Genomic DNA, 20,920 nt, shown 5'->3' on the forward strand with positions numbered 1-20,920 from the left:
GGCTGCCAGGACTCAGGACTTTATGCCCCAATACGCCAATGGGCTGACGAATCGTGCCAGCCGGTCTGGCTTCCCTGCTCTACCATGAAGCAGGAAAGTCGTCCTGAACTAAAATTCTTAAATTTACGTATATGTTCCTACTTCTGCCGCAAGGTGACCGCAATCTCAAGAACTGAAACATTACTAAAGATTGCAGCCACCCTCATGCCAGGCAGATATCAGTCAACCGAACCCGAACGCTCGCGCTTCTTGCGCTCGTGCGGATCAAGGTAGCGCTTGCGGATGCGCACGGCAGACGGCGTGACCTCGACAAGTTCGTCATCCTCGATATAGGCGATCGCCTGCTCGAGGTTCATCTTGCGCGGCGGGATCAGCAGCAGGGCCTCGTCCTTGCCGGCGGCACGGATGTTGGTCAGCTTCTTTTCACGCACCGGGTTCACTTCAAGGTCATTCTCGCGCGAATGCTCGCCGATGATCATGCCCACGTAAACCTTCTCGCCCGCATCGACAAACAGCGTGCCACGGTCCTGCAGCGAGAACAGCGAATACTGCGTGGTCGCCCCGTCTTCCGACGAGATCAGCGAACCGTTGCGACGGCCCGGGATCGGCCCGACATAGGGCTGATAGCCGTGGAACAGCCGGTTCATGATGCCCGAGCCGCGCGTGTCGGTCAGGAATTCGCCATGATAGCCGATCAGCCCGCGCGAGGGGATGAGGAAGCTCAGGCGCACCTTGCCGCCGCCCGAAGGCTGCATGTCCTGCATGATGCCCTTGCGCAGCGCCATTTTTTCAACCACGACGCCCGAATACGGCTCGTCCACGTCGATCAGGACTTCCTCGAACGGCTCTTCGCGCTCGCCGGTTTCCTCATTGGTGCGGAACAGCACGCGGGGGCGGCCGATGGTCAGCTCAAACCCTTCGCGGCGCATCTGCTCGATCAGCACGCCAAGCTGGAGTTCGCCACGGCCTGCGACCTCGAAGGCCTCGCTCTCGGGGCTTTCGGACACGCGGATGGCGATGTTGCCTTCCGTTTCCTTGAACAGGCGGTCACGGATCTGGCGCGAGGTGACCTTCTTGCCTTCGCGGCCGCCCAGCGGGCCATCGTTAAGGCGGAAGGTCATGGACAGCGTCGGCGGATCAACCGGGGTGGAGGGCAGCGGCTCCTTGACTTCAAGGGCTGCGATCGTTTCGGGAATCGTCGCTTCCGACAGGCCGGCCACGGCCACGATGTCGCCTGCTTCGACTTCTTCCACCGGCACGCGGTCAAGGCCACGGAAGGAGAGCAGCTTGGTCAGGCGGCCGGTCTCGACCACCGAGCCATCGGGGCGCAGCACATGCACGGGCATGTTCATCTTCGCCACGCCGTGCTCGACGCGGCCGGTCAGCACGCGGCCAAGGAAGTTGTCGTTCTCGAGGATGGTAGCAACCATCGCGAACGGCGCGTCCTTGTTGACCTTCGGCGGCGGCACGTGGCTCAGGATCAGGTCGAACATGGGCGAGAGGTCCTTGCGCGGACCATCGATCTCGGTATCGGCCCAGCCCTGGCGGCCCGAGGCGTAGAGCATGGGGAAATCGAGCTGCTCGTCATTGGCGCCAAGGGCCGCGAACAGGTCGAAAATCTCGTTATGCACCTCATCGGGGCGGGCATCGCCACGGTCGATCTTGTTCACGACCACGATCGGGCGCAGGCCGCGCGCAAGCGCCTTGCCCACCACGAACTTGGTCTGGGGCAGAGCGCCTTCAGCGGAATCGACGAGCACGATAGCGCCATCGACCATGCTCAGGATACGCTCGACCTCGCCACCGAAATCGGCATGGCCCGGGGTGTCGATGATGTTGATGCGGGTATCTTTCCACACCACCGACGTGCACTTGGCAAGAATGGTGATGCCACGCTCGCGCTCGAGGTCGTTGCTGTCCATGGCGCGTTCAGCAACGTGCTGGTTATCGCGGAAGGAACCGGACTGTTTCAGAAGCTGGTCGACCAGTGTGGTCTTGCCATGATCGACGTGCGCGATAATGGCGATATTGCGGATATCCATAAGTGCTCTTGACCTGACTTTCCTTGGCGTTACGCCATACGGGTGCGCGGCGGCACATGCGGGCGACACCCGTGCGTGCGGCGGCGGAATGATTGGCTGCTGGCTGCGTAGATAAAGCGGACTGGCGCGGATTGCACGCGAAACTTCGCGCACAACCCCGTCAAACGCCCTGCTCCATGGCCTTCAGATCAGAAATCCATGTCCTGGCGCATGTTCATGAGCGGGCGCGCGCCGTAATGCGAAATCACTTCCGAGGCGGCGACACTGCCCAGCCGCCCGCATTCGGCAAGCGTGCGGTCCGATGTCCAGCCGGCAAGGAAGCCTGCGGCATAGGCATCGCCCGCGCCCGTGGTGTCGATCACCTGCGTGCGCACGCTGTCGATGACGATGCGCTGCTGGTCCTGGATGATGACGCTGCCCTTCTCCGATCGGGTCAGGACACTGAAATGCGTGTCAGCGGCGACAAGGCGGGCGGCGTGATCGAAATCGGCGGTCTGGTACAGCGCGCAGATCTCGTCCTCGTTGGCGAACAGGATGTCGATATGCCCGCGCACGAGGTCAAGGAACGCCGCGCGATGCCGGTCAACGCAGAATTTGTCGGACAGCGAGAGCGCCACCTTGCGGCCGGCCTCATGGGCGATGCGGGCCGCGGTGCGAAAGGCTTCCTGTGCCGCTGGCGGGTCGAACAGGTAGCCTTCCATGTAGGTGACCTTGGCGGACTGGACCACATCGGCGAGCACGTCTTCGGGGCCGAAATTCACGCACGCCCCCAGATAGGTGTTCATGGTGCGCTGGCCATCGGGCGTGACCAGGATGATGCAGCGCGCGGTGGGGTGCGCGGTGCCCGCATCGCCCTGCAGTGGCGATGAGGGGAAATACACCCCCGCGGCCTGCATGTCGGTTGCGAATGCCTGGCCCGGCACGTCATCGGCCACCTTGCCCAGATAGGCCACGCGCGCGCCCATGTTGGAGGCGACGACGCAGGTATTGGCCGCCGAGCCGCCGCCCATTTCCTTCTCGCGCCTGATCTGGCCGTACAGCGCCTCGGCGCGGGCGGCGTCGATCAGCGTCATGCCGCCCGGCGTCATGCCGTTGCGCTCCGGGAAGGCTGCTTCCACCGGCGCCAGCACATCGACGATCGCATTGCCGATGCCCAGCAGGTCAAACCGGCATTCTGCCGCCTGTCCCGAATTTTCCATATCCTGTGTCACTCCCATCGCTGATCAGGCCCGATATGCAGGCAAGGCGCAGGTGCGCCACGAAATAACCCATTTTTTCGGGCCAAAGTCGCCCTTCGCTATCATTGGCGGGTAAATGGCGCAATGCATGAAGTTTTTTATGCCTCTCCCGGCCCCTTAACGCCCTTGTCGACAGGTTTGGGGGGCGTATAACCGGGTATGGGGGCTGCGGCCTGCAACCAGCCCGAGCAGCGTTCTTTTTCGTTCCGGAGCGTTCACGCGCTCCGATGCAGCATCTAACCAAGCGGGGTAATATTGTTTAAACGACGCAAGCCAGCAGACATCAAGCCACCTGCCCCCACTCCGTCCCCCGCGCCGCAGCAGCCGGGCCGCCCGGTCATGGGCGGTGGCGCCTCTCCTTCTTCTCCATCTGCCAGCAAGGAAAATACATCCATGGCCCGTCCGCCCTTCCCGCCCACGCCGTCCCCCTCGTCCGCGCCGGGTGGCGCACGCCCCGGTGCGCCGGGAGCAGCCGCCCCCGTCAAAAAGGAAAATGAGCGCCGCACCCTGGTGGTCGGGCGTGGCATCAGCGTACAGGGCACCATCCAGGATGCCGAGCGCCTGGTTGTGGAAGGCACGGTCGAGTCCTCGCTGATCAATGCATCCGAACTGCAGATCGCTCAGGGCGGCGTGTTCAAGGGCGAAGTCGAGGTTGAGGACGCGGAACTCGCGGGCACCATCGATGGCACGCTGACCGTGCGCGGCAGCCTGACCATCCGCTCCACCGGTCGCCTGCTCGGCAAGGCCAAGTGCCGCCGCCTGAAGGTGGAAGATGGCGGCCAGGTCACCGGCCAGCTGGAAATGATCACCACCCCCGCAGCCCCGCAGGCCGCACCGGCCGCCGCCGCGCCAACGGCCCCGCCCGCGCCCCCGCGCCCGGCCAGCGCTGGCTGAAGCACGCTTCCGCCCGGGCCTGCCGGGCGGATACAAAAAACGCCAGTGGCAGCAATGCCCTGGCGTTTTTTTTGCACGCAAGTCGTCTCCCGTAAGAAGCTGTCTGATAAAGTCAGCTTGGAAAACATCCGGAAATCATAAGGACGTTTTTGGTAAAGCTTTTTTCAAAAAGCTTCACGGAATGCCACCTTTTTTAAAAAAGGCGGCACCCGGAAACGTTTATCAACGGGTTGTTTTCAAACAGTGCCGTAAGGCATCAGGCCACGCTATCGCGCCGGTCGCTCCGCAGCTTTACATAGGCAAGCTGCGCGTGTTCGGCACAGTATGGCTTGCCCGGCAGCGGCGTTGCCCCACAGAAGTGAAAGCCCGGCGTGCCCGGATCGCCAAGCGGCCAGCAACAGGACTGGCTGCTGCGGCGGCGTGGCTCGCTGACCGGGCGCAGCGCCGCACGGGCGGCACGGGCAGGCGCGCGGGCCGGACGGGCGGCGGCTTCGGGTGCCGGTTCGGCGGCGGCCGGGGTCGCAGCCTTTGGCGCGGGAACGGCCACACTCGCCTTCACCGGCGCGGGTGCCTTTTCAGGCACCGACGGGGCTGCCACCACGGGCGCGGGGGCCGCTTCCTTTTTAGGGGCCACGGCGGGGGCCGCCGCAACCGGGGCGGCCTGTGTAGCGGCATCGGCAGGCGGCGTGACCTTGGCGGCACGACGGATGGGCGATGGGCGCGGCTTGAGGCCAAGCCGATGCGCCTTGCCTACAACGGCATTCTTGGTAACAGATAACTGGCGGCCGATTTCCGCGGTCGATAATCCCTGCTGCCACAGATCACGCAGTCGCGCGATCGTCTCCTCTGTCCATTCCATCGCCATCGTTCTGCACTCCTTACGCGGAATGGAGCGAAACTAGGCGTATCTGCCATCTATCTCAACCGCAGAATGACAGAATCTTGTGGACAGTTCTGCCCATAACCTGTTTGCAACCCGTGTAAAGCCGTCTGCCCCCCCTGCGGGCTCAGTCCTGGATCAGTCTGACCTTGCCATCCTCGACCCCCATGGTCAGCCTGCCTGCCTTGAGTTCACGCGCAAGCTTGCCAAACACCGTATTGCGCCAGCCATGAAAAGCGGGAATATCCGCCTCGTCATCCAGCGCGAAACGGTCGAGATCCTCTGAGGACGCCACAAGTTTCGGGGCCACGCGATGGGCCTCGCAGCAGGTGGCCAGCAGCACCTTGAGCAGGGCGATCAGGGCCGCCGACGGGCGTGGCGCGTCCTTGCCGCGCCCCTTGGGCAGGCGCGGCAGGTCGGCTTCGGGCACGGCGTGGGCCTCGGTCACCGCTTCAAGCAGGGACTGCCCGCTACGCCCCTCGGCAAACCCGCGCGAGACGCCGCGCACGCGGGCCAGCGCATCGACCGTGTCAGGTGCGGTGGCCGCGATTTCCATCAGGCTTTCATCCTTGAGCAGGCGCTGGCGCGGCACGTTGACGCGCTGGGCCTCGCCCTCGCGCCACGCAGCCACGGCGCGCAGGATGCCCAGCATGCGCCGGTTGTTGGTGCGCGGGCGCATCTTCTCCCACAGGGTCAGCGGGTCGGGGCGGAAGGTGGCGGGATTGTTCAGGATGTCCAGTTCGGCCGCAACCCAGTCCAGCCGGCCCTCGCGCTCGAGCTGTGCCAGCAGCTTGCCGTAAACCAGCCGCAGATAGGTGACGTCAGCCGCCGCATAACCGATCTGGGCAGGCGAGAGCGGGCGCGCCGACCAGTCGGAAAAGCGATGTGACTTGTCGATCTGCACGCCAAGCAGCGATGCGACGAGATTGTCATACCCCACCTGGTCGCCATAGCCGGCCACCATGGCCGCGACCTGCGTGTCGAACAGGGCGGCGGGCAGGCGGTCGAACAGATGCAGGAAGATTTCAAGATCCTGTCTTGCTGCGTGAAAAACCTTCACCACCGCCGCATCATCAAGCAGTTCGCCAAGGCTGGCCAGGTCAATGCCGGGGGCGATCGTGTCGATCACCACCACCTCGTTCTCGCCTGCAAGCTGCACAAGGCACAGCTCAGGCCAGTACGTGCGCTCGCGCACGAATTCCGTGTCAATGGTTACAAACGGCTCCTGGCGCAGTCGCGCAGTTACAGCCTCAAGCGCCGCCGTGGTGGTAACCAGCACAGGAGCGGGAAATTCGGGTCGGGATACACGTGCCATTCCGTGCAGTTATCATGCCAGCACCGGGTTGCGGAAGCAGGGAAAACCGCATGCCCCCTCCCCGCATTTCCATTGACGCCGCCCGATGCCTTGCGGCATCAGTCCCCTATCCCTTTTTTTCATTGCTGACGGACCCGCCCATGACCTCCAGCCCCAGCCAAGATGATGGCAGCCAGTTCCTGACGCAGCTCGGCCAGAACAGCGCCCAGCCCGCAAGCCCCGAGGAAGCCCGGCTTGAACGCGTGCCCGCCCCCGACCGAGGGCGGCGCTACGTGGTGCGGTTCACCGCGCCCGAATTCACCTCGCTGTGCCCGGTCACGGGGCAACCCGACTTTGCCCATATCGTGATCGATTATATTCCTGATGAATGGATTGTTGAGAGCAAGTCGCTCAAGTTGTTCCTGACCAGTTTCCGCAACCACGGCGCCTTTCATGAGCGCTGCTCGATGCAGATCGCCACCACGCTGGTCGATCTGCTCAAGCCGGTGTGGCTGCGCATCGGGGCCTACTGGTACCCGCGCGGCGGCATGCCGATTGATGTGTTCTGGCAGACCGGCACGCCGCCTGAAGGCGTGTGGATTCCCGCGCAGGACGTGCCGGGCTATCGTGGGCGCGGCTAAACATCTGTTTTGAAATAATAAAAGTTTTTGGGTGCCGCTTTTTTTCAAAAAGGGGGCGTTCCTTTCGAAGCTTTTTGGAAAAAGCTTCACCAAAAACTTCTTATAGGTTTTCCGTTGTTTTACAGGCCTGACGGTCTGGTCGCCCCATAACAGAAAAGCGCCCCATAAGGGCGCTTTTCATGTCCGGCAATACATCCACTCCCATGCAGGAAGTGGATGCAGGCTGGCTATCGTGTCAGAGCGACATGCCCGGAATGGCAGACTGCGCCGCCTCGATCTCGGCCCGGGCCGACTGGATCTTGTCCATGAGGATATCAAGCGCGGGCACGTTCATCTTGTCCGCTTCCTCATAGGATTTTTCCAGACCCGCCAGGCGGGCTTCCGCATCGTCAACCGACAGGTCTTCGAGCTTGGTGGCCCGGTCGGCAAGGATGGTGCAGTGGCTTGGCGCGATATCGGCAAAGCCGCCCGCTACGAAGAAGCGATTCGTCACCGCATCGCCTTCATAGATGTCAACCACGCCACCGCGCAGCGTCAGCATGAGCGGGGCATGATCGGGCATGGCCGCGATGTCGCCTTCCGCCCCCGGCATGACAGCCATATCGGCGTCATGCGCGAACAGGACTTTCTCCGGGCTGACAATCTTGACCTTAATGGACATGGTCTATTTTCCTTGCGTCAGGGGCCGGGGTTCAGGCCGATTCCTTCATTTTCTCGGCCTTGGCCACCGCTTCCTCGATCGCGCCGACCATGTAGAAAGCCCCTTCGGGAAGGTGATCGTATTCACCCGCCACGATCGCCTTGAACGAACGCACCGTATCTTCCAGCGAGACCAGCTTGCCCGGCGCGCCCGTGAACACTTCGGCCACGTGGAACGGCTGGGACAGGAAGCGCTGGATGCGACGGGCGCGGGCCACGATCAGCTTGTCGTCTTCCGACAGTTCATCCATGCCGAGAATGGCGATGATGTCCTGCAGGGACTTGTAGGTCTGCAGGATGCGCTGCACGTCGCGCGCTACCTGGTAGTGCTCGTCACCCACGATCTTGGGGTCGAGCGAGCGCGAGGTGGAGTCCAGCGGGTCAACTGCCGGGTAGATGCCCATTTCCGCGATGGAACGGTTCAGCACCGTGGTCGCGTCAAGATGGGCGAAGGTCGCGGCAGGTGCGGGATCGGTCAGGTCATCGGCCGACACGTAAACGGCCTGCACCGAGGTGATCGAACCCTTCTTGGTGGAGGTGATGCGCTCCTGCAGGGCGCCCATTTCCGTTGCCAGCGTGGGCTGGTAGCCCACGGCGGAGGGAATGCGGCCGAGCAGGGCGGAGACTTCGGCGCCAGCCTGCGTGAAGCGGAAGATGTTGTCCACGAAGAACAGCACGTCCTGGCCTTCCACGTCGCGGAAGTATTCCGCAACCGTCACACCGGACAGCGCCACACGGGCACGGGCACCCGGCGGTTCGTTCATCTGGCCATAGACCAGCGCCACCTTCGAGCCTTCGGTCGAGTCGCCATCGAGCTTGATGACGTTCGCGTCCTGCATTTCGTAATACAGGTCGTTACCTTCACGGGTACGTTCACCCACACCGGCAAAGACCGACACGCCACCATGCGCCTTGGCGATGTTGTTGATCAGTTCCTGGATGATGACGGTCTTGCCCACGCCCGCACCACCGAACAGGCCGACCTTGCCGCCCTTGAGGTAGGGGCAGAGCAGATCGACAACCTTGATGCCCGTGGGCAGGATCTCGGTGGCGGCGGCCTGCTCGTCAAAGGCAGGAGCGGCGCGATGGATCGGCGCACGCCCTTCGCACTTCACCGGGCCACGATCGTCGATCGGCTCGCCGATGACGTTGAGGATACGGCCAAGCGTGCCCGGGCCAACCGGCACGGTGATCTGGCTGCCGGTGGCGGCCACTTCCGCGCCGCGGGTCAGGCCATCGGTGGTATCCATGGCAATGCAGCGGACTTCATGCTCGCCAATTTCCTGCGCCACTTCGAGCACCAGGGTCTGGCCATTGAGCTGAACGTGCAGCGCTTCGAGGATATGCGGCAGCGTACCCTCGAACTGGACGTCAACAACGGCGCCGCGGACCTGGGTCACGCGACCGACGACATTGCTTTTGGGCGCCTGCGTGGAGACAGGAGCCTCTTGAGTTGTGGTTTCCGACATGGGACAGCTCCTGTGAGCGTGACGATCGATCCTCAGACAGCCTGGGCGCCCGAGATGATCTCGATGAGTTCATTGGTGATGTTGGTCTGGCGCGTACGGTTGTACTTGAGCGTCAGACGATCGATGGCCTTGCCAGCGTTACGCGTCGCGTTATCCATGGCCGTCATCCGCGCGCCGTTCTCGCCCGCCGCCGTTTCCAGCATCGTGGCATAGATCTGCACCTGCAGGTTGCGCGGCAGGAGGCTCGACAGCAGCGTGCCCTCATCGGGCTCGAATTCATAGGCCGCGACCTGCGCGTTATCCGCGTTGTCATTGTCCGGCAGGGCCAGCGGAATGAGCTGCATTTCCGTCGGCGTCTGGGTCATGACATTGCGGAACTGGTTGTACACCAGCGTGCAGACGTCAAACTCGCCCTTTTCGAGCAGGGATGTAATCTGCTCACCAAGTTCAGCCGCGGCGGAGAACGGAATCTCCTTGCCCGCCGCCAGATGGCGGTGGTCGATGATCAGGTCCGAAAAATCACGCGACAGGAAGTCGTATGTCTTGCGGCCCACCGGCAGGATCTTGACGGTCTTGCCCTCGGACTGGAGCTTGAGCACCAGGTTGCGGGTCGTGCGGTTGATGTTGGAGTTGAATGCACCGGCCAGACCACGGTCGCTGGACATGGGCACCAGCAGGTGCACCTTGTCCTGCCCCGTTCCGGTCAGCAGCGCGGGCTGTCCGCCTTCGCCCGCAACACTGCGGGCCACTTCGGCCAGCATGCGGCGCATTGCATCGGCATAGGGCCGGGCGGCAGCCGCACGGGTTTCAGCCCGACGCAGCTTGGCCGCCGCCACCATCTTCATTGCGCTGGTGATCTTTCGCGTCGATTTGACGCTACCGATCCGTGCGCGCAGGTCCTTCAGGGAAGCCATGGTTGCCCGATCTTCCTCAGTTGGCGAACTGACGGCCGAATGTCGTCAGGAAATCGTTCAGGCGGCTTTCGATATCCTTCGTCAGCTGGCGCTGGGTCCGGATCGATTCCAGGATATCCTTGCCCGATGTGCGAACATCATCAAGCAGGCGCTTTTCGTAGCTGGTCACTTCGGCAACCGGCACGGCATCGATATAGCCACGCGTGCCAGCGTAAAGCACCACGACCTGCTCCTCGACCGACAGCGGCGAGGTTTCGGGCTGCTTGAGCAGCTCGACAAGGCGCGCGCCACGGGCAAGCTGCTTCTGGGTCGCAGGGTCGAGGTCGGAGGCGAACTGCGAGAACGCCGCCATTTCACGATACTGCGCCAGTTCGAGCTTGATCTTGCCCGCAACCTGCTTCATCGCCTTGATCTGGGCCGCCGAACCCACGCGGGACACGGAACCACCCACGTTCACGGCGGGGCGGATGCCACGGTAGAACAGGTCGGTTTCAAGGAAGACCTGGCCATCGGTGATGGAGATCACGTTGGTCGGGATATAGGCGGACACGTCACCGGCCTGCGTCTCGATCACCGGCAGGGCGGTCAGCGAGCCCGCGCCGAACTTGTCGGACATCTTGGCCGCACGCTCGAGCAGGCGCGAATGCAGGTAGAACACGTCACCGGGGTAAGCTTCGCGGCCCGGCGGGCGACGCAGCAGCAGCGACATCTGGCGGTAGGCGACGGCCTGCTTGGACAGGTCATCATACACGATCAGGGCATGCATGCCGTTGTCGCGGAAGTATTCGCCCATGGAGCAGGCGGCATACGGCGCGAGGTACTGCATCGGTGCCGGGTCAGACGCGGTGGCGGCCACGACGATGGAGTATTCCATCGCGCCGGTCTCTTCGAGCGTGCGCACAAGCTGCGCCACGGTCGAGCGCTTCTGCCCGATGGCCACATAGATGCAGTAGAGCGACTTGCTCTCATCACCAAGCGCGTTGACGCTCTTCTGGTTGACGATGGTGTCGATCAGGATGGCGGTCTTGCCGGTCTGGCGGTCGCCGATGATCAGCTCGCGCTGGCCACGCCCGATGGGCACGAGCGCGTCGATCGCCTTGATGCCGGTCTGCATCGGCTCGCTGACGGACTGGCGCGGCATGATGCCCGGCGCCTTGATTTCCGCGCGCTTGCTGATGACTTCACCCACGAGCGGCCCCTTGCCGTCGATCGGGTTGCCGAGGCCATCGACCACGCGGCCGAGCAGCGCCTTGCCGGTGGGCACTTCCACCACCTTGCCGGTGCGGGCGACGGTGTCGCCTTCACGCATTGCGCTGTCATCACCGAAGATGACAACACCGACATTGTCATTCTCGAGGTTGAGCGCCATGCCCTTCTGGCCGCTGGCGGGGAAGTCCAGCATTTCGCCGGCTTCAACATTCTGCAGGCCGTAGACACGGGCAATGCCGTCACCAACCGACAGGATGGTCCCTGTCTCGGCAACGTCAGCCGCCTTGTCGAACGTAGCGATCTGCTGCTTGAGGATATCCGAAATCTCGGAGGGGCGGATTTCCATCACGCGGCTCCCTTCATGGCATGGTGCAGGCGGGTAAGGCGGGATCTGAGACTGGTGTCATACAGGCGGGCGCCTACGCGCACGACCAGACCGCCCAGCAGGGCCGCGTCAACACGCTCCTGGATATTGACTTTGGAATAGCCGGCCTCGGCAAGGCGGCTGCGAAGCTGGACACGCTGCAGGTCGGTCAGGGGGTGGGCGGATACGACATCCGCCACCACTTCCCCGCGCCGGGCCGCAGCGATAGCCGCCAGCGCGGCAAGAATCTCACGCAGGCGCGGAAGGCGGCGGTTATTCGCCACCACGCCAACAAAATCACGCATGAGGGGGCTGAACCCCTCGGCGTTCAGCACGGCATCAACCGCCCGCGCGCTGTCGCGCAGGTCGAGCGTGCGGTCCGCAAGGGCGGTACGCAGGTCGGTGCTGCCGTCAATCAGGCTGGCGAGGGCCGTGGCCTGTTCGAGAACAGGATCAAGCTGCTGGCGTTCAGCCGCAAGCTCATAGAGCGCCGTCGCGTAACGACCGGGAAGGCCATTGGCAATGGAGGCGATCGGTATTGAGGTCGTTCCACCCGAATCCACTGTCCGCTTTTCCAATCCAGAATCTTGATTCAAACACAAGCCGCCTGCCCGGAAACCGAGGCCCCGTGCGCTGCTGGCGCGGCTCTAGCACGCAGCGTAAACACACGCAACAGACAGGCGGCCCGCTGGCGACCCGCTGCGCCATACTACCGCCCGTTTTCACGCATATGGACACGCTGGTGCCAGAAGTTGGCGGGATCATACATGCCGCGCACCGTTTCGGAAACAGGAAAGCGCCGGTTTTGTCGCCTCCCGGCGTGATGGGCTGGCGGGAATGGCGGTCAAGGTATGCACTTTACGCATACCAATAATGCGTCACGCCGAATCAAGCAGCGCCGCGACGGCCTGGGCGCTGCGCCGCGCCCGGAGTCCGGTCGAAACCAGCCCCAGCGCCGCAATGCACCCCGCCCCCACCGCCATGCTCCACCACACGGCATGGGTGGCCTGGGGAAAGGCGCCCCACTGCACCACGCCGCCCCGCACGCTTGATGCGCTCATCGCGCCACCAAGGGCGATGCCGAGCAGCGCGCCCACCTGCCGGCTTGTCGAGGCAATGGCCGCGGCCACCCCCGCCTGCGCCCGGGGCATGCCCGAAATGGCGGCATTGGTAATGGGCGCGTTGCACAGGCCGAACCCGCACCCGCACAGCCCGTAGGAGGCCAGCAGCAGGCCGAGCGGGGTCGCGGGGTCCAGCCCTGTCAGCAGCAGCGCGCCCGCGCCGAACCCGATGGCGGAAAGCAGCAGCGGCAGCCGCGCGCCATACCGCCCCGTCAGCCGCCCCGAAAGGGGGGCGCACAGCATGGAGCCTGCCGCAAACGGCAGCGTGCACAGCCCGGCATGCAGCGCGTCAAGCCCGCGCACATCCTGCAGGTAAAGCGTATTGAGAAACAGGAAGGCGCTGAACATGGCAAAAGCCAGCACGGCGATGATGATCGCCCCCGAGAACGGCCACGCGCCAAAAAAACGCAGGTCGATCAACGGCGTCGCGGCACGGCGCTCGACAATGACAAACCCCGCGACCGAGAGCAGCCCGAAGCCGAGGAAGCCGGAAATGGCAGGCGACGCCCAGCCGTAATTATGCGCCTCGATCAGCCCCGAGGTGATCATGGCCAGCGCCACGATGGCCAGCAGCTGCCCCGGCGCGTCAATGCTGCGCCCGCGCCCGCCACGGGATTCGGGCACGAAGCGCAGCGTCAGCCCGATGGCAAGCAGCCCGATCGGCACATTGACCCAGAACACCGCCTGCCAGCCCACCCAGTGCACCAGCACGCCACCCACAACCGGCCCCAGCGCAAGGGCCACGCCCGATGTGGCGCCCCATGTGCCGATGGCCTGCGCCCGCGCCCGTGGCTCGACATACACGCTGGTCAGGATCGACAGCGCCACGGGGTTGAGCATCGAGCCGCCGATTCCCTGCACCGCGCGCGCGAACACCAGCATCTCCACGCTGCGCGCCAGTCCGCACAGGGCCGAGCCCGCACAGAACAGCGCAATGCCGATCAGGAACATCCGCCGCCGCCCGAACCGGTCGGCCAGCGTGCCCACCAGCAGCATGAGGCTGGCCACCATGAGGGTATAGGCATCCACCACCCATTGCAGGGTGGAAAAGCTGCCATGCATCTGCGCGCGGATGGAGGGCAGCACGACATTGACCACCGTCACATCCATCATGACCAGCAGCAGGCTCAGGCAGCAGGTGGCCAGCACCACGCGCGGATGGAGGGTCGGAGAGCCGGTCAATGCCATTGGAATCACCCTGCCCCGTACAGGCCGCCCGGGCGGCACGCGCCCGAATCCGGTCAGGGCTGATACGGATTTTATTGTGTGGGGATCATGGAGCGGGCGAAGGGAATCGAACCCTCCTCAGAAGCTTGGAAGGCTACTGCATTACCACTATGCTACGCCCGCCCATAAGGTTGGCCCATCCATACCGTTTCCGCCCTCTGTCGCGCAAGCCCATAAACCGGGGCGGGCAGCCAAACGCACCAAACTTGTATTTTTATGGGCACGCCCCCTTGACTTTCGGCTCGGTTCATACTTTTTTCCGCTTCCTGTGCCGGGTTCGCATGGACGACCCGAAACGGCGCGGCAGACGCCACGCCACATGTTTCGGGCCTTCGCAGGCGGCTTTGCAGGGGTGTAGCTCAATTGGCTAGAGCGCCGGTCTCCAAAACCGGAGGTTGCGGGTTCGAGACCCTCCACCCCTGCCATTCTTTCCGGTCGGGCATTCCCCTTCCGGCCTGGCACCCGATGGGTCGGGCCACAATGGTCCGCACCGGTTCTTTGGCCCCGCACCGGCTGGTTCATCCGGTTGGTGCGCCGTGGCGTTGCAGGAAGGGTATTTCGTGTCGGTCAGTCCCGCGAAATTTGTTGAAGACGTTCGGGCCGAGGCCAGGAAAGTCACGTGGCCCACACGACGCGCCACCCTGATGACAACGGGTGCGGTGCTGGCCATGGCCGGTCTTGCATCGGTTTTCTTTTTCCTCGTCGACGAGGTGATCGGCCTTGCCGTACGGAAACTCTTCGGACTGGGAGGCTGAGTTCAGCCATGGCCAAGCGGTGGTATGTGATCCACGTCTATTCGGGCTTCGAGAAGAAGATTGCCCAGCACATCACGGAACAGGCCGCCCAGAAGGGGCTGGCCGACCATTTCGGTGAGATCCTCGTCCCTTCGGAAGAAGTGACGGAAGTGCGCCGTGGCCAGAAGGTCAATGCCGAGCGCAAGTTCTTCCCCGGTTACGTGCTGGTCAACATGGAACTGACCGATGAGGCATGGCACCTGGTCAAGGACACGCCCAAGGTCACCGGCTTCCTTGGCAGCAAGACCCGCCCCACGCCCATCCCCAAGGCTGAAGCCGAACGGGCCATGAAGCAGGCGCAGGAAGGTGTCGAGCGGGTCCGCCCCTCCGTTACCTTCGAGATTGGCGAGCAGATCCGCGTGGCCGATGGTCCCTTCACCTCGTTCAACGGCACGATCGAGGAAGTGGACGAGGAGCGTGGCCGCCTGAAGGTCAGCGTTTCCATCTTCGGCCGTTCCACCCCGGTCGATCTGGAATACAGTCAGGTGGAGAAGGTCTGAGCCTTCTCTCCCTGCTGAACTGAAAAGCGCCTTCGGGCGCTTTTTTTATGCCCGGAACGCTTTGTAAATCCATGGAAGGTTCCGGGCGTCGCCTTCTTTCAAAAAGGCGACGTCTGAAATCATTATTTATGAAGAGCCGGCTGGGGCGCGGGCGGCAGTGCCTGTAGCCCCGCAGCCGCCATATCCGCCACCTGTCCGGTCAACTGGCTGAGCGAGGCGACCATGGCCCGCATGCCGCTGCCTGCGGGCGTGACCGTCAGCGCCAGTGGCACCGAGCGGGCATGCTCGGGGTCACCCGCCCGGTGCACCGACAGGTTGCCTGCCAGATGCACGATGCCCGTGGCATCCCGCGCGAAACGGGTGATCTCGACCTCGACAAACCCCTGGGCCGGCGCGCTCGTGGCATCGTTCTGGGCAAAGACGCTCACGCCGGGCAGGCGCTGCTGCAGGTCGGTGGCCAGCACATGGCCGAGCATGGGGGCCAGCGGCTCGCTCCAGGCCGCGCCAGCGCTTGGCGTAACACTGTAGTCATCCTGCACGCCCACAATGCTCTGCCGGTCAAGCGAGGGCGTCACACCGGGCGTGCGCACCTCGATCACCGCAGGCACGCCTGCGCCAGCACTGCCCGCCTGCGCCGCGGGCACGGGGGCCAGCGAGTAGAGCGTGGGGTCGGTTGACCCGCAGCCGCCAAGTGCCAGCAGCGATGCAACCGCCATGCCTGCGGCCACGGGCCGCGTGGACTGTATGAAATGCCAGAAGGGGCGTTGCATGCTCTTATCGTCCCGTAATCAGTGCCGAGGGGTGGTGAGTCAGGAAGTCTGACAGGAAGCGCAGCGAACGCGCGGCATCGTTGAGCTGCAACATCATCTGCTGCAGGTTGCGCTGGAAGTCGGTATCGCCGCCATAGCTCGACAGCACCGAATTCGCGTTCTTGAGCGTCTTGTCCATGCCGGTCAGCAGTTGCGGCATTTCGGTGCGGGCATCATGCGATATGACCTGCAGGTTCTGCAACGAACCGCGCAGCGCGGTCAGCGCCTGCTTGGTGTCGGGGCTGTTGATGCGGGCATCGGCATGGGCGAGCAGGCTGTTCAGGTTCTCGCCCATCTGGGTCAGCGGCATCGCGGCAATCTTGTCGCTCACTACCGAGAGCGAATCCATGATGCCCGACATGCCGCCCGCCTGGCCGGGCAGCACCATGGCGTCGCCTTCCATCTCGACCTGCGCGGGCGTTGCGTTCTTCACGAAGGTCAGCCCGATTTCGGATTCGCCGGTCAGCATGCTGGTGCTCTGCACCGAAGCCCGCAGGCCGGACGCCACCTGCATGCGCAACAGCCCGGCCAGCGCATCGGCTGGCACCTGCCGGTTATCGAGCACGCGCTCGGGCTGGAGTTCCATGGCCACGCGCACATGCGCCTTGCCGGTGGCCGGATCGACCTGCAGCTTCACATCGTCAATCATGCCGACCTGAATGCCGAACATGGTCAGGCGCCCCCCCTTGGTCAGCCCCGTGACCGAACTGGTCAGGTAGGTGACAAGCGGGATGCGCTCGCGGTAGCCAGCACTATTGGCTTCGTCAGCACTGTCATAAAGCTGGAAGGCGGTCTCCAGCCCGGCAGTGGGGGGCAGCGTGTTCTTCTCGTTGCGTTCATCGGGCGGATCGAACGCCACCCCACCCGAGAGCAGCGCCTGAAGCGACTGCAGCTTGACCTTGAGCCCGCCCGGCCCAAGCCCCACCTGCACGCCGGACACGTTCCAGAAGCGCGTGGTGGTGCGCAGGTAGCTGTCATAGGGGGCCTGCACGAAAATCTGCACCCTGATCGGCCCGCGCCCTTCGGGCGGCATGGTGTAGCCGAGCACCTCGCCCACCACCACGTCACGGAAGAAGATGGGCGCGCCCTGCCCGAGCGAGCCGAGCGACTGCGTAATGAGCGTGTAGGTATGGCCCGGCTGGTCGGAACGCACGCCCGGCGGTGATTCGAGGCCGGTGAAATGCGTGGTGTAGCGACCACCCGCCTCGCCCGCATCCATGGCGATGTACGCGCCGGACATGACCGTTTCCAGCCCGGTAATGCTCGCGCCGTTGATGCGCGGCCGCACGACCCAGAAGCGCGCATGGTCGGTCAGCATGCGGCCTGCCGCCGCTGTCATGCGCACGCGCACCTCGACATGGTGCAGGTCATCGCTCAGCCGGATGGAATCGACCGTGCCGAGCGAGACCGCCTTGTTCTTGACCTCGGTCTGGCCACTGGTCAGGCCATCGGCGGTGTCGAAGCTGATGACAATCAGCGGCCCGCGCCCGGTCAGCCCGCGCCAGCCCAGATAGCCCGCGATGATGATGGCCACGATCGGCACCAGCCACACGACCGAGAAACGGTAGCGCCGCGTCTGGGCCTGCGGCACGCCGCCATTGGAGTTACCGGAAGGAAAATCGTCATTCACGCCAGATCTGGCTCCATGCTGGCCGGGCGTGTTGCCGCCGGCGAAAGGGAAGTGGCCGGGTCATCGTGGTCAACCGCCGCCACCACGCGCGGCGGCAGGCCATCGGTGACCGGGCCGTTGCGCCCTGCCGCATCCCACATGATGCGCGGGTCGAAGCTCCAGGCGGCCAGCAGCGTGAGGATCACGACAGCGGCAAATGCCACCATCCCGGCATTGGCCGTGACGCTGGCCATGAAATTGAACCGCACCACCGCCACCAGGATCGAGATCATGAACACGTCGATCATCGACCACCGCCCCACCATGTCAACCAGCCGGAACAGCCGCGTGCGCGCCACGAGGTGCCCGCGCGCGCCGCGCCATGTCTGGATGATCATCCAGCACAGGCTCGCGATCTTGAGCATGGGCACGGTGATGGAGGCAAAGAACACCAGCAGCGCCAGCGGAATCATGCCATCGGCCCACAGTTCGAGCGCACCTTCGATGATGGTGTGCCCACCCCCGCCGCCCATGCGCGTAAACGTCATGACCGGATAGAGATTGGCCGGAATATAGAACACGACCGCAGCAACGAGGAAGGCAGTGGTGCGGGTGAGGGTTTGCGGCAGGCGGCGCCAGACCTTGTGCTCGCAGCGCGGGCACACCCCCACGCAGCGCAGGTTCGAGACCGGGTGCGCCAGTTCCCCCACCAGCCCGCATGAGCTGCACGCCACCAGATGATCGACCGGCGGCATGCCGATGTCATCCACATGCGCGTACTCCACGGCCACCCTGCCACCGCCTTCGGCGCGGGTCAGCGAATCGATGCGGCGGTGCTGCCAGATCATTTCGGTATCAAGTGTCGAATCGGTGGCCGCCATGGTCAGCATCAGCGCGCCGATCAGGTACACCGCAGGCCCCACATCGACATGCGCCATGTCGGTCAGCTTGGTGTAGGCCACGAAGATGCCCAGAATATAGACCTCGACCATCGACCACGGCCGCAGCTTGTCATACCACACCAGAATGCGCGGCCCCCAGTCGGGCAGTTGCGGGCGGGCGGCGGCATACAGGATGGCGAACATGAACCCGATCGCCACTGCCGGGGCCAGCACGGTTACCGCGCCCACCAGAATCCCGGCTTCCCCCCAGCCTTCATGCATGAGTTCCATCGGCCCGGTCAGCAGGTCCACGGTGCGCTGCCTGCCATACACGTCCAGCGTCATGAGCGATGAGGCGAGGGCCGCGAGGTAGAACGCCGCCGAACTGATGCAGAAGGCAAGCGGCGTTGCCAGGGGCGCCGTGCGTCGCCTGCGCGCGAGCTTCTGCCCGCAGCGCGTGCACAGGGCCTGCTGGCCGGGCGCGAGTTCGGGCAGGCGTTGGTACAGCCCGCAGCCGGGACATTCCGACAGGCCGCCAATGATGCGGATATGGGGCACGGGGCCGATACCCGCATCATCACAGCGCATCTGCCGGGAAGAAAATGACATGCTCATCTGGACCCCACCATATAGACCAAATTAAAATGGGGAATGCCGCATTTGATATATTGCATCATGCCAGCCCATCGTTTATCAGACGCCACAGGTTTGCCGACATAGCTCAGGGGTAGAGCAACTGATTCGTAATCAGTAGGCCCTCGGTTCAATTCCGAGTGTCGGCACCATTTATATCCTTCATAAATAATGCTTTTTAAATGTTACCCCGATCAGCACGCGGCCCATAGCCGGCGGCGGGATAACAACAGGGTAACTTTTTTCCGCCCCTGCGCCGCCCAGGAAGCGTTTGATCAAATCAGACAAGAGTTTTTGGTGAAGCTTTTTTTCAAAAAGGCGGCACCCAAAAACTTCTATTTTTCAAAGCCCGCACGCCTGCATCAGCACGCACATCGCAAGCCCCACCACGCCAATCAGCGTTTCCAGCACCGACCATGTGCGCAGGGTCTGCGGCACGCTCAGCCCCAGCGCATCGCGCACCTGCCAGAAGCCGGAATCGTTCATGGGGCCAAACATCACTGCCCCAGCCCCGGTGGCCAGCACCACAAGCTCGGGCGAGATCGTGCTGCCATGCACCATGATGGGCGCCACGATGCCCGCCGTGGTGCTCATGGCCACCGTGGCCGAGCCCACGGCCACCCGCATGCCCGCGGCCAGCCCCCAGGCCAGCACCAGCAGCGGCACGTGCATGTCCACCGCGGCACGGGCAATGGCGTCGGATATGCCGCTTTCCATCAGTTCCGCGCCAAAGCCGCCACCGGCCCCGATCATGAGCAGCAGCCCCGCCAGCGGGCCAAGGCATTCATTCGAGCACGCCAGCACCTTCTCGCGCGTCATGCCGCGCCGCAGCCCCAACGTCCAGAATGACAGCAGGGCCGCCAGCGCCAGCCCCACATTCGGGTCGCCCGCAAAGCGCAGCACCTGCACCCATGCACCCGCCTGCGGCCCCATGAAGCGCGTGGCGGACCCCGCCAGCATCAGCACCATGGGGGCGAGAATGGTGAACAGGGTAATGCCAAACCCCGGCAGGCTGGCAGGATCGCGCGGCGGGGTGTTGGCACCGTGCGCGCCTGCGGCGGCGGCCCCGGTATCGGCTGGCAGGCGTGGCACGATGAAGCGGGTATAGAGCGGGCCCGCGACGATGGCGGCAGGCAGGCTGACCAGTGCGCCCATCCAGATCAGGCGGCCAATATCGGCATGATAGGCTGCCAGCGCGAACATGGTGCCGGGATGGGGCGGCATGTAGCCCTGCACCACCGAAAGGGCCGCCGTAACCGGCAGGGCCACGTGCAGGATGGGCATTTTCGTCTGCCGCGCGATGGAAAAGGCCAGTGGCACCAGCACCACGAAACCGACCGTAAAGAACACCGACAGCCCGACCAGCAGCCCGATCACCATCATGGCCCAGTCCAGCCGCCTTGGCCCGGCCAGCGCCACCACGGTCATGGCGATGCGATCCGCCCCGCCCGACACTTCAAGCATCTTGCCCAGCATGGTGCCCAGCGCGATGACCGAGGCGATCTGGCCCAGCACCTGCCCCGCGCCCTTCTCGAACGTGCTCACCACATGGCTTGCGGGCATGCCGGCTGCAAAGCCGAGCAGCATGGAGGCAAGGAACAGTGCCAGGAACGGATTGAGCTTGCACCGCTCAATGAGGAAAACGACAACGCATATGGCCACAACAGCCAGCAGCAGGGCCATTCCGACCGACATCCGATGC

General features: G+C 64.0%; 18 protein-coding genes and 3 tRNA genes. 6 read left to right on the plus strand and 15 right to left on the minus strand.

Translation table 11 applies throughout. From position 1 onward, the window contains the following. Window positions 1–218: 218 nt before the first annotated feature. Both typA and GXY01S_RS12725 read right to left on the minus strand, forming a co-directional pair. Complete coding sequence (typA, locus tag GXY01S_RS12720; protein WP_061275655.1) at window positions 219–2,042, minus strand: translational GTPase TypA; 1,824 nt, start codon at window positions 2,040–2,042, stop codon at window positions 219–221. A gap of 188 nt (window positions 2,043–2,230) precedes the next feature. Next, window positions 2,231–3,241 carry an adenosine kinase gene (locus GXY01S_RS12725; RefSeq protein ID WP_061275657.1) on the minus strand — a complete coding sequence of 337 codons (1,011 nt, stop codon included), beginning with the start codon at window positions 3,239–3,241 and terminating at the stop codon, window positions 2,231–2,233. 432 nt (window positions 3,242–3,673) lie between these two features. Here GXY01S_RS12725 and GXY01S_RS12730 point away from each other — a divergent pair, with 432 nt between their 5' ends. Further along, window positions 3,674–4,174, plus strand: a complete 501-nt coding sequence (locus GXY01S_RS12730; RefSeq protein ID WP_061275659.1) for a bactofilin family protein — start codon at window positions 3,674–3,676, stop codon at window positions 4,172–4,174. A 256-nt stretch (window positions 4,175–4,430) separates the two neighbouring features. Here GXY01S_RS12730 and GXY01S_RS12735 read toward each other — a convergent pair whose 3' ends face one another. Next, entirely contained in the window at window positions 4,431–5,039 is a 609-nt protein-coding gene (locus GXY01S_RS12735) for a GcrA family cell cycle regulator (protein ID WP_061275661.1), read from the minus strand. A 142-nt stretch (window positions 5,040–5,181) separates the two neighbouring features. After that, entirely contained in the window at window positions 5,182–6,369 is a 1,188-nt protein-coding gene (gene rnd, locus GXY01S_RS12740) for a ribonuclease D (protein ID WP_061275663.1), read from the minus strand. Between the two features lie 140 nt (window positions 6,370–6,509). Between rnd and queF the strand changes: the two genes are divergently transcribed. Beyond that, entirely contained in the window at window positions 6,510–6,989 is a 480-nt protein-coding gene (gene queF, locus GXY01S_RS12745) for a preQ(1) synthase (protein ID WP_061275695.1), read from the plus strand. Window positions 6,990–7,224: 235 nt separating this feature from the next. Here queF and atpC read toward each other — a convergent pair whose 3' ends face one another. The 7 genes from atpC to GXY01S_RS12780 all read right to left on the minus strand — a co-directional run bounded on the left by atpC (window position 7,225) and on the right by GXY01S_RS12780 (window position 14,115). Then, window positions 7,225–7,650, minus strand: a complete 426-nt coding sequence (gene atpC, locus GXY01S_RS12750; protein WP_061275665.1) for an ATP synthase F1 subunit epsilon — start codon at window positions 7,648–7,650, stop codon at window positions 7,225–7,227. 31 nt (window positions 7,651–7,681) lie between these two features. After that, window positions 7,682–9,157: a F0F1 ATP synthase subunit beta gene (atpD, locus tag GXY01S_RS12755; protein WP_061275667.1), complete on the minus strand. Its 1,476-nt coding sequence runs from the start codon at window positions 9,155–9,157 to the stop codon at window positions 7,682–7,684. A gap of 32 nt (window positions 9,158–9,189) precedes the next feature. Then, the gene (locus tag GXY01S_RS12760; protein WP_061275669.1) at window positions 9,190–10,071 is read right to left on the minus strand and encodes a F0F1 ATP synthase subunit gamma; all 882 of its coding nucleotides are present in this window, start codon (window positions 10,069–10,071) and stop codon (window positions 9,190–9,192) included. Window positions 10,072–10,087: 16 nt separating this feature from the next. Beyond that, window positions 10,088–11,626 carry a F0F1 ATP synthase subunit alpha gene (gene atpA, locus GXY01S_RS12765; RefSeq protein WP_061275671.1) on the minus strand — a complete coding sequence of 513 codons (1,539 nt, stop codon included), beginning with the start codon at window positions 11,624–11,626 and terminating at the stop codon, window positions 10,088–10,090. Next, on the minus strand, window positions 11,626–12,222 hold the full coding sequence (atpH, locus tag GXY01S_RS12770; protein WP_061275673.1) for an ATP synthase F1 subunit delta: 597 nt from the start codon (window positions 12,220–12,222) through the stop codon (window positions 11,626–11,628). The genes atpA and atpH overlap by 1 nt, the downstream gene beginning before the upstream one ends. 300 nt (window positions 12,223–12,522) lie before the next feature. After that, on the minus strand, window positions 12,523–13,953 hold the full coding sequence (locus GXY01S_RS12775) for an MFS transporter (protein ID WP_174520967.1): 1,431 nt from the start codon (window positions 13,951–13,953) through the stop codon (window positions 12,523–12,525). A gap of 88 nt (window positions 13,954–14,041) precedes the next feature. Next, window positions 14,042–14,115: transfer RNA gene (locus GXY01S_RS12780), tRNA-Gly, on the minus strand. A gap of 225 nt (window positions 14,116–14,340) precedes the next feature. Between GXY01S_RS12780 and GXY01S_RS12785 the strand changes: the two genes are divergently transcribed. The 3 genes from GXY01S_RS12785 to nusG all read left to right on the plus strand — a co-directional run bounded on the left by GXY01S_RS12785 (window position 14,341) and on the right by nusG (window position 15,286). Next, window positions 14,341–14,417, plus strand: a tRNA-Trp gene (locus GXY01S_RS12785). Between the two features lie 135 nt (window positions 14,418–14,552). Further along, window positions 14,553–14,747 (plus strand): preprotein translocase subunit SecE, encoded by a 195-nt coding sequence (secE, locus tag GXY01S_RS12790; protein ID WP_007397644.1) that lies wholly within the window; start codon window positions 14,553–14,555, stop codon window positions 14,745–14,747. Window positions 14,748–14,755: 8 nt separating this feature from the next. Further along, window positions 14,756–15,286 (plus strand): transcription termination/antitermination protein NusG, encoded by a 531-nt coding sequence (nusG, locus tag GXY01S_RS12795; RefSeq protein ID WP_061275675.1) that lies wholly within the window; start codon window positions 14,756–14,758, stop codon window positions 15,284–15,286. Window positions 15,287–15,408: 122 nt separating this feature from the next. Here nusG and GXY01S_RS12800 read toward each other — a convergent pair whose 3' ends face one another. Genes GXY01S_RS12800 through GXY01S_RS12810 form a run of 3 tightly spaced genes read right to left on the minus strand, consistent with a single transcriptional unit; the run spans window position 15,409 to window position 19,200 of the window. Continuing rightward, window positions 15,409–16,056: a PqiC family protein gene (locus GXY01S_RS12800; protein WP_061275677.1), complete on the minus strand. Its 648-nt coding sequence runs from the start codon at window positions 16,054–16,056 to the stop codon at window positions 15,409–15,411. Between the two features lie 4 nt (window positions 16,057–16,060). Further along, window positions 16,061–17,725, minus strand: coding sequence for a PqiB family protein (locus GXY01S_RS12805; RefSeq protein ID WP_061275679.1), 1,665 nt, complete (start codon window positions 17,723–17,725; stop codon window positions 16,061–16,063). Next, a complete protein-coding gene (locus GXY01S_RS12810) occupies window positions 17,722–19,200 on the minus strand; it encodes a paraquat-inducible protein A (RefSeq protein ID WP_061275681.1) in 1,479 nt (492 codons plus the stop codon). Before GXY01S_RS12810 ends, GXY01S_RS12805 begins: the two co-directional genes overlap by 4 nt. Window positions 19,201–19,295: 95 nt before the next feature. On the opposite strand from GXY01S_RS12810, the gene GXY01S_RS12815 reads away from it, so the two are divergent. Further along, window positions 19,296–19,370 (plus strand) — tRNA-Thr (locus tag GXY01S_RS12815). A gap of 190 nt (window positions 19,371–19,560) precedes the next feature. Here GXY01S_RS12815 and GXY01S_RS12820 read toward each other — a convergent pair. Further along, complete coding sequence (locus GXY01S_RS12820) at window positions 19,561–20,913, minus strand: GntT/GntP/DsdX family permease (protein WP_061275683.1); 1,353 nt, start codon at window positions 20,911–20,913, stop codon at window positions 19,561–19,563. Between the last annotated feature and the right edge of the window lie 7 nt (window positions 20,914–20,920).

Origin of the sequence: Komagataeibacter xylinus NBRC 15237, assembly GCF_001571345.1 — a bacterium.
Lineage (GTDB): Bacteria > Pseudomonadota > Alphaproteobacteria > Acetobacterales > Acetobacteraceae > Komagataeibacter > Komagataeibacter xylinus.

Excerpts from the sequence above, each read along its gene's own strand:
- typA (WP_061275655.1), bottom strand. The coding sequence starts at position 2,042 with ATGGATATCCGCAATATCGCCATTATCGCGCACGTCGATCATGGCAAG.
- GXY01S_RS12725 (WP_061275657.1), bottom strand. The coding sequence starts at position 3,241 with ATGGAAAATTCGGGACAGGCGGCAGAATGCCGGTTTGACCTGCTGGGC.
- GXY01S_RS12730 (WP_061275659.1), top strand. The coding sequence starts at position 3,674 with ATGGCCCGTCCGCCCTTCCCGCCCACGCCGTCCCCCTCGTCCGCGCCG.
- GXY01S_RS12735 (WP_061275661.1), bottom strand. The coding sequence starts at position 5,039 with ATGGCGATGGAATGGACAGAGGAGACGATCGCGCGACTGCGTGATCTG.
- rnd (WP_061275663.1), bottom strand. The coding sequence starts at position 6,369 with ATGGCACGTGTATCCCGACCCGAATTTCCCGCTCCTGTGCTGGTTACC.
- queF (WP_061275695.1), top strand. The coding sequence starts at position 6,510 with ATGACCTCCAGCCCCAGCCAAGATGATGGCAGCCAGTTCCTGACGCAG.
- atpC (WP_061275665.1), bottom strand. The coding sequence starts at position 7,650 with ATGTCCATTAAGGTCAAGATTGTCAGCCCGGAGAAAGTCCTGTTCGCG.
- atpD (WP_061275667.1), bottom strand. The coding sequence starts at position 9,157 with ATGTCGGAAACCACAACTCAAGAGGCTCCTGTCTCCACGCAGGCGCCC.
- GXY01S_RS12760 (WP_061275669.1), bottom strand. The coding sequence starts at position 10,071 with ATGGCTTCCCTGAAGGACCTGCGCGCACGGATCGGTAGCGTCAAATCG.
- atpA (WP_061275671.1), bottom strand. The coding sequence starts at position 11,626 with ATGGAAATCCGCCCCTCCGAGATTTCGGATATCCTCAAGCAGCAGATC.
- GXY01S_RS12775 (WP_174520967.1), bottom strand. The coding sequence starts at position 13,953 with ATGGCATTGACCGGCTCTCCGACCCTCCATCCGCGCGTGGTGCTGGCC.
- nusG (WP_061275675.1), top strand. The coding sequence starts at position 14,756 with ATGGCCAAGCGGTGGTATGTGATCCACGTCTATTCGGGCTTCGAGAAG.
- GXY01S_RS12800 (WP_061275677.1), bottom strand. The coding sequence starts at position 16,056 with ATGCAACGCCCCTTCTGGCATTTCATACAGTCCACGCGGCCCGTGGCC.
- GXY01S_RS12810 (WP_061275681.1), bottom strand. The coding sequence starts at position 19,200 with ATGAGCATGTCATTTTCTTCCCGGCAGATGCGCTGTGATGATGCGGGT.
- GXY01S_RS12820 (WP_061275683.1), bottom strand. The coding sequence starts at position 20,913 with ATGTCGGTCGGAATGGCCCTGCTGCTGGCTGTTGTGGCCATATGCGTT.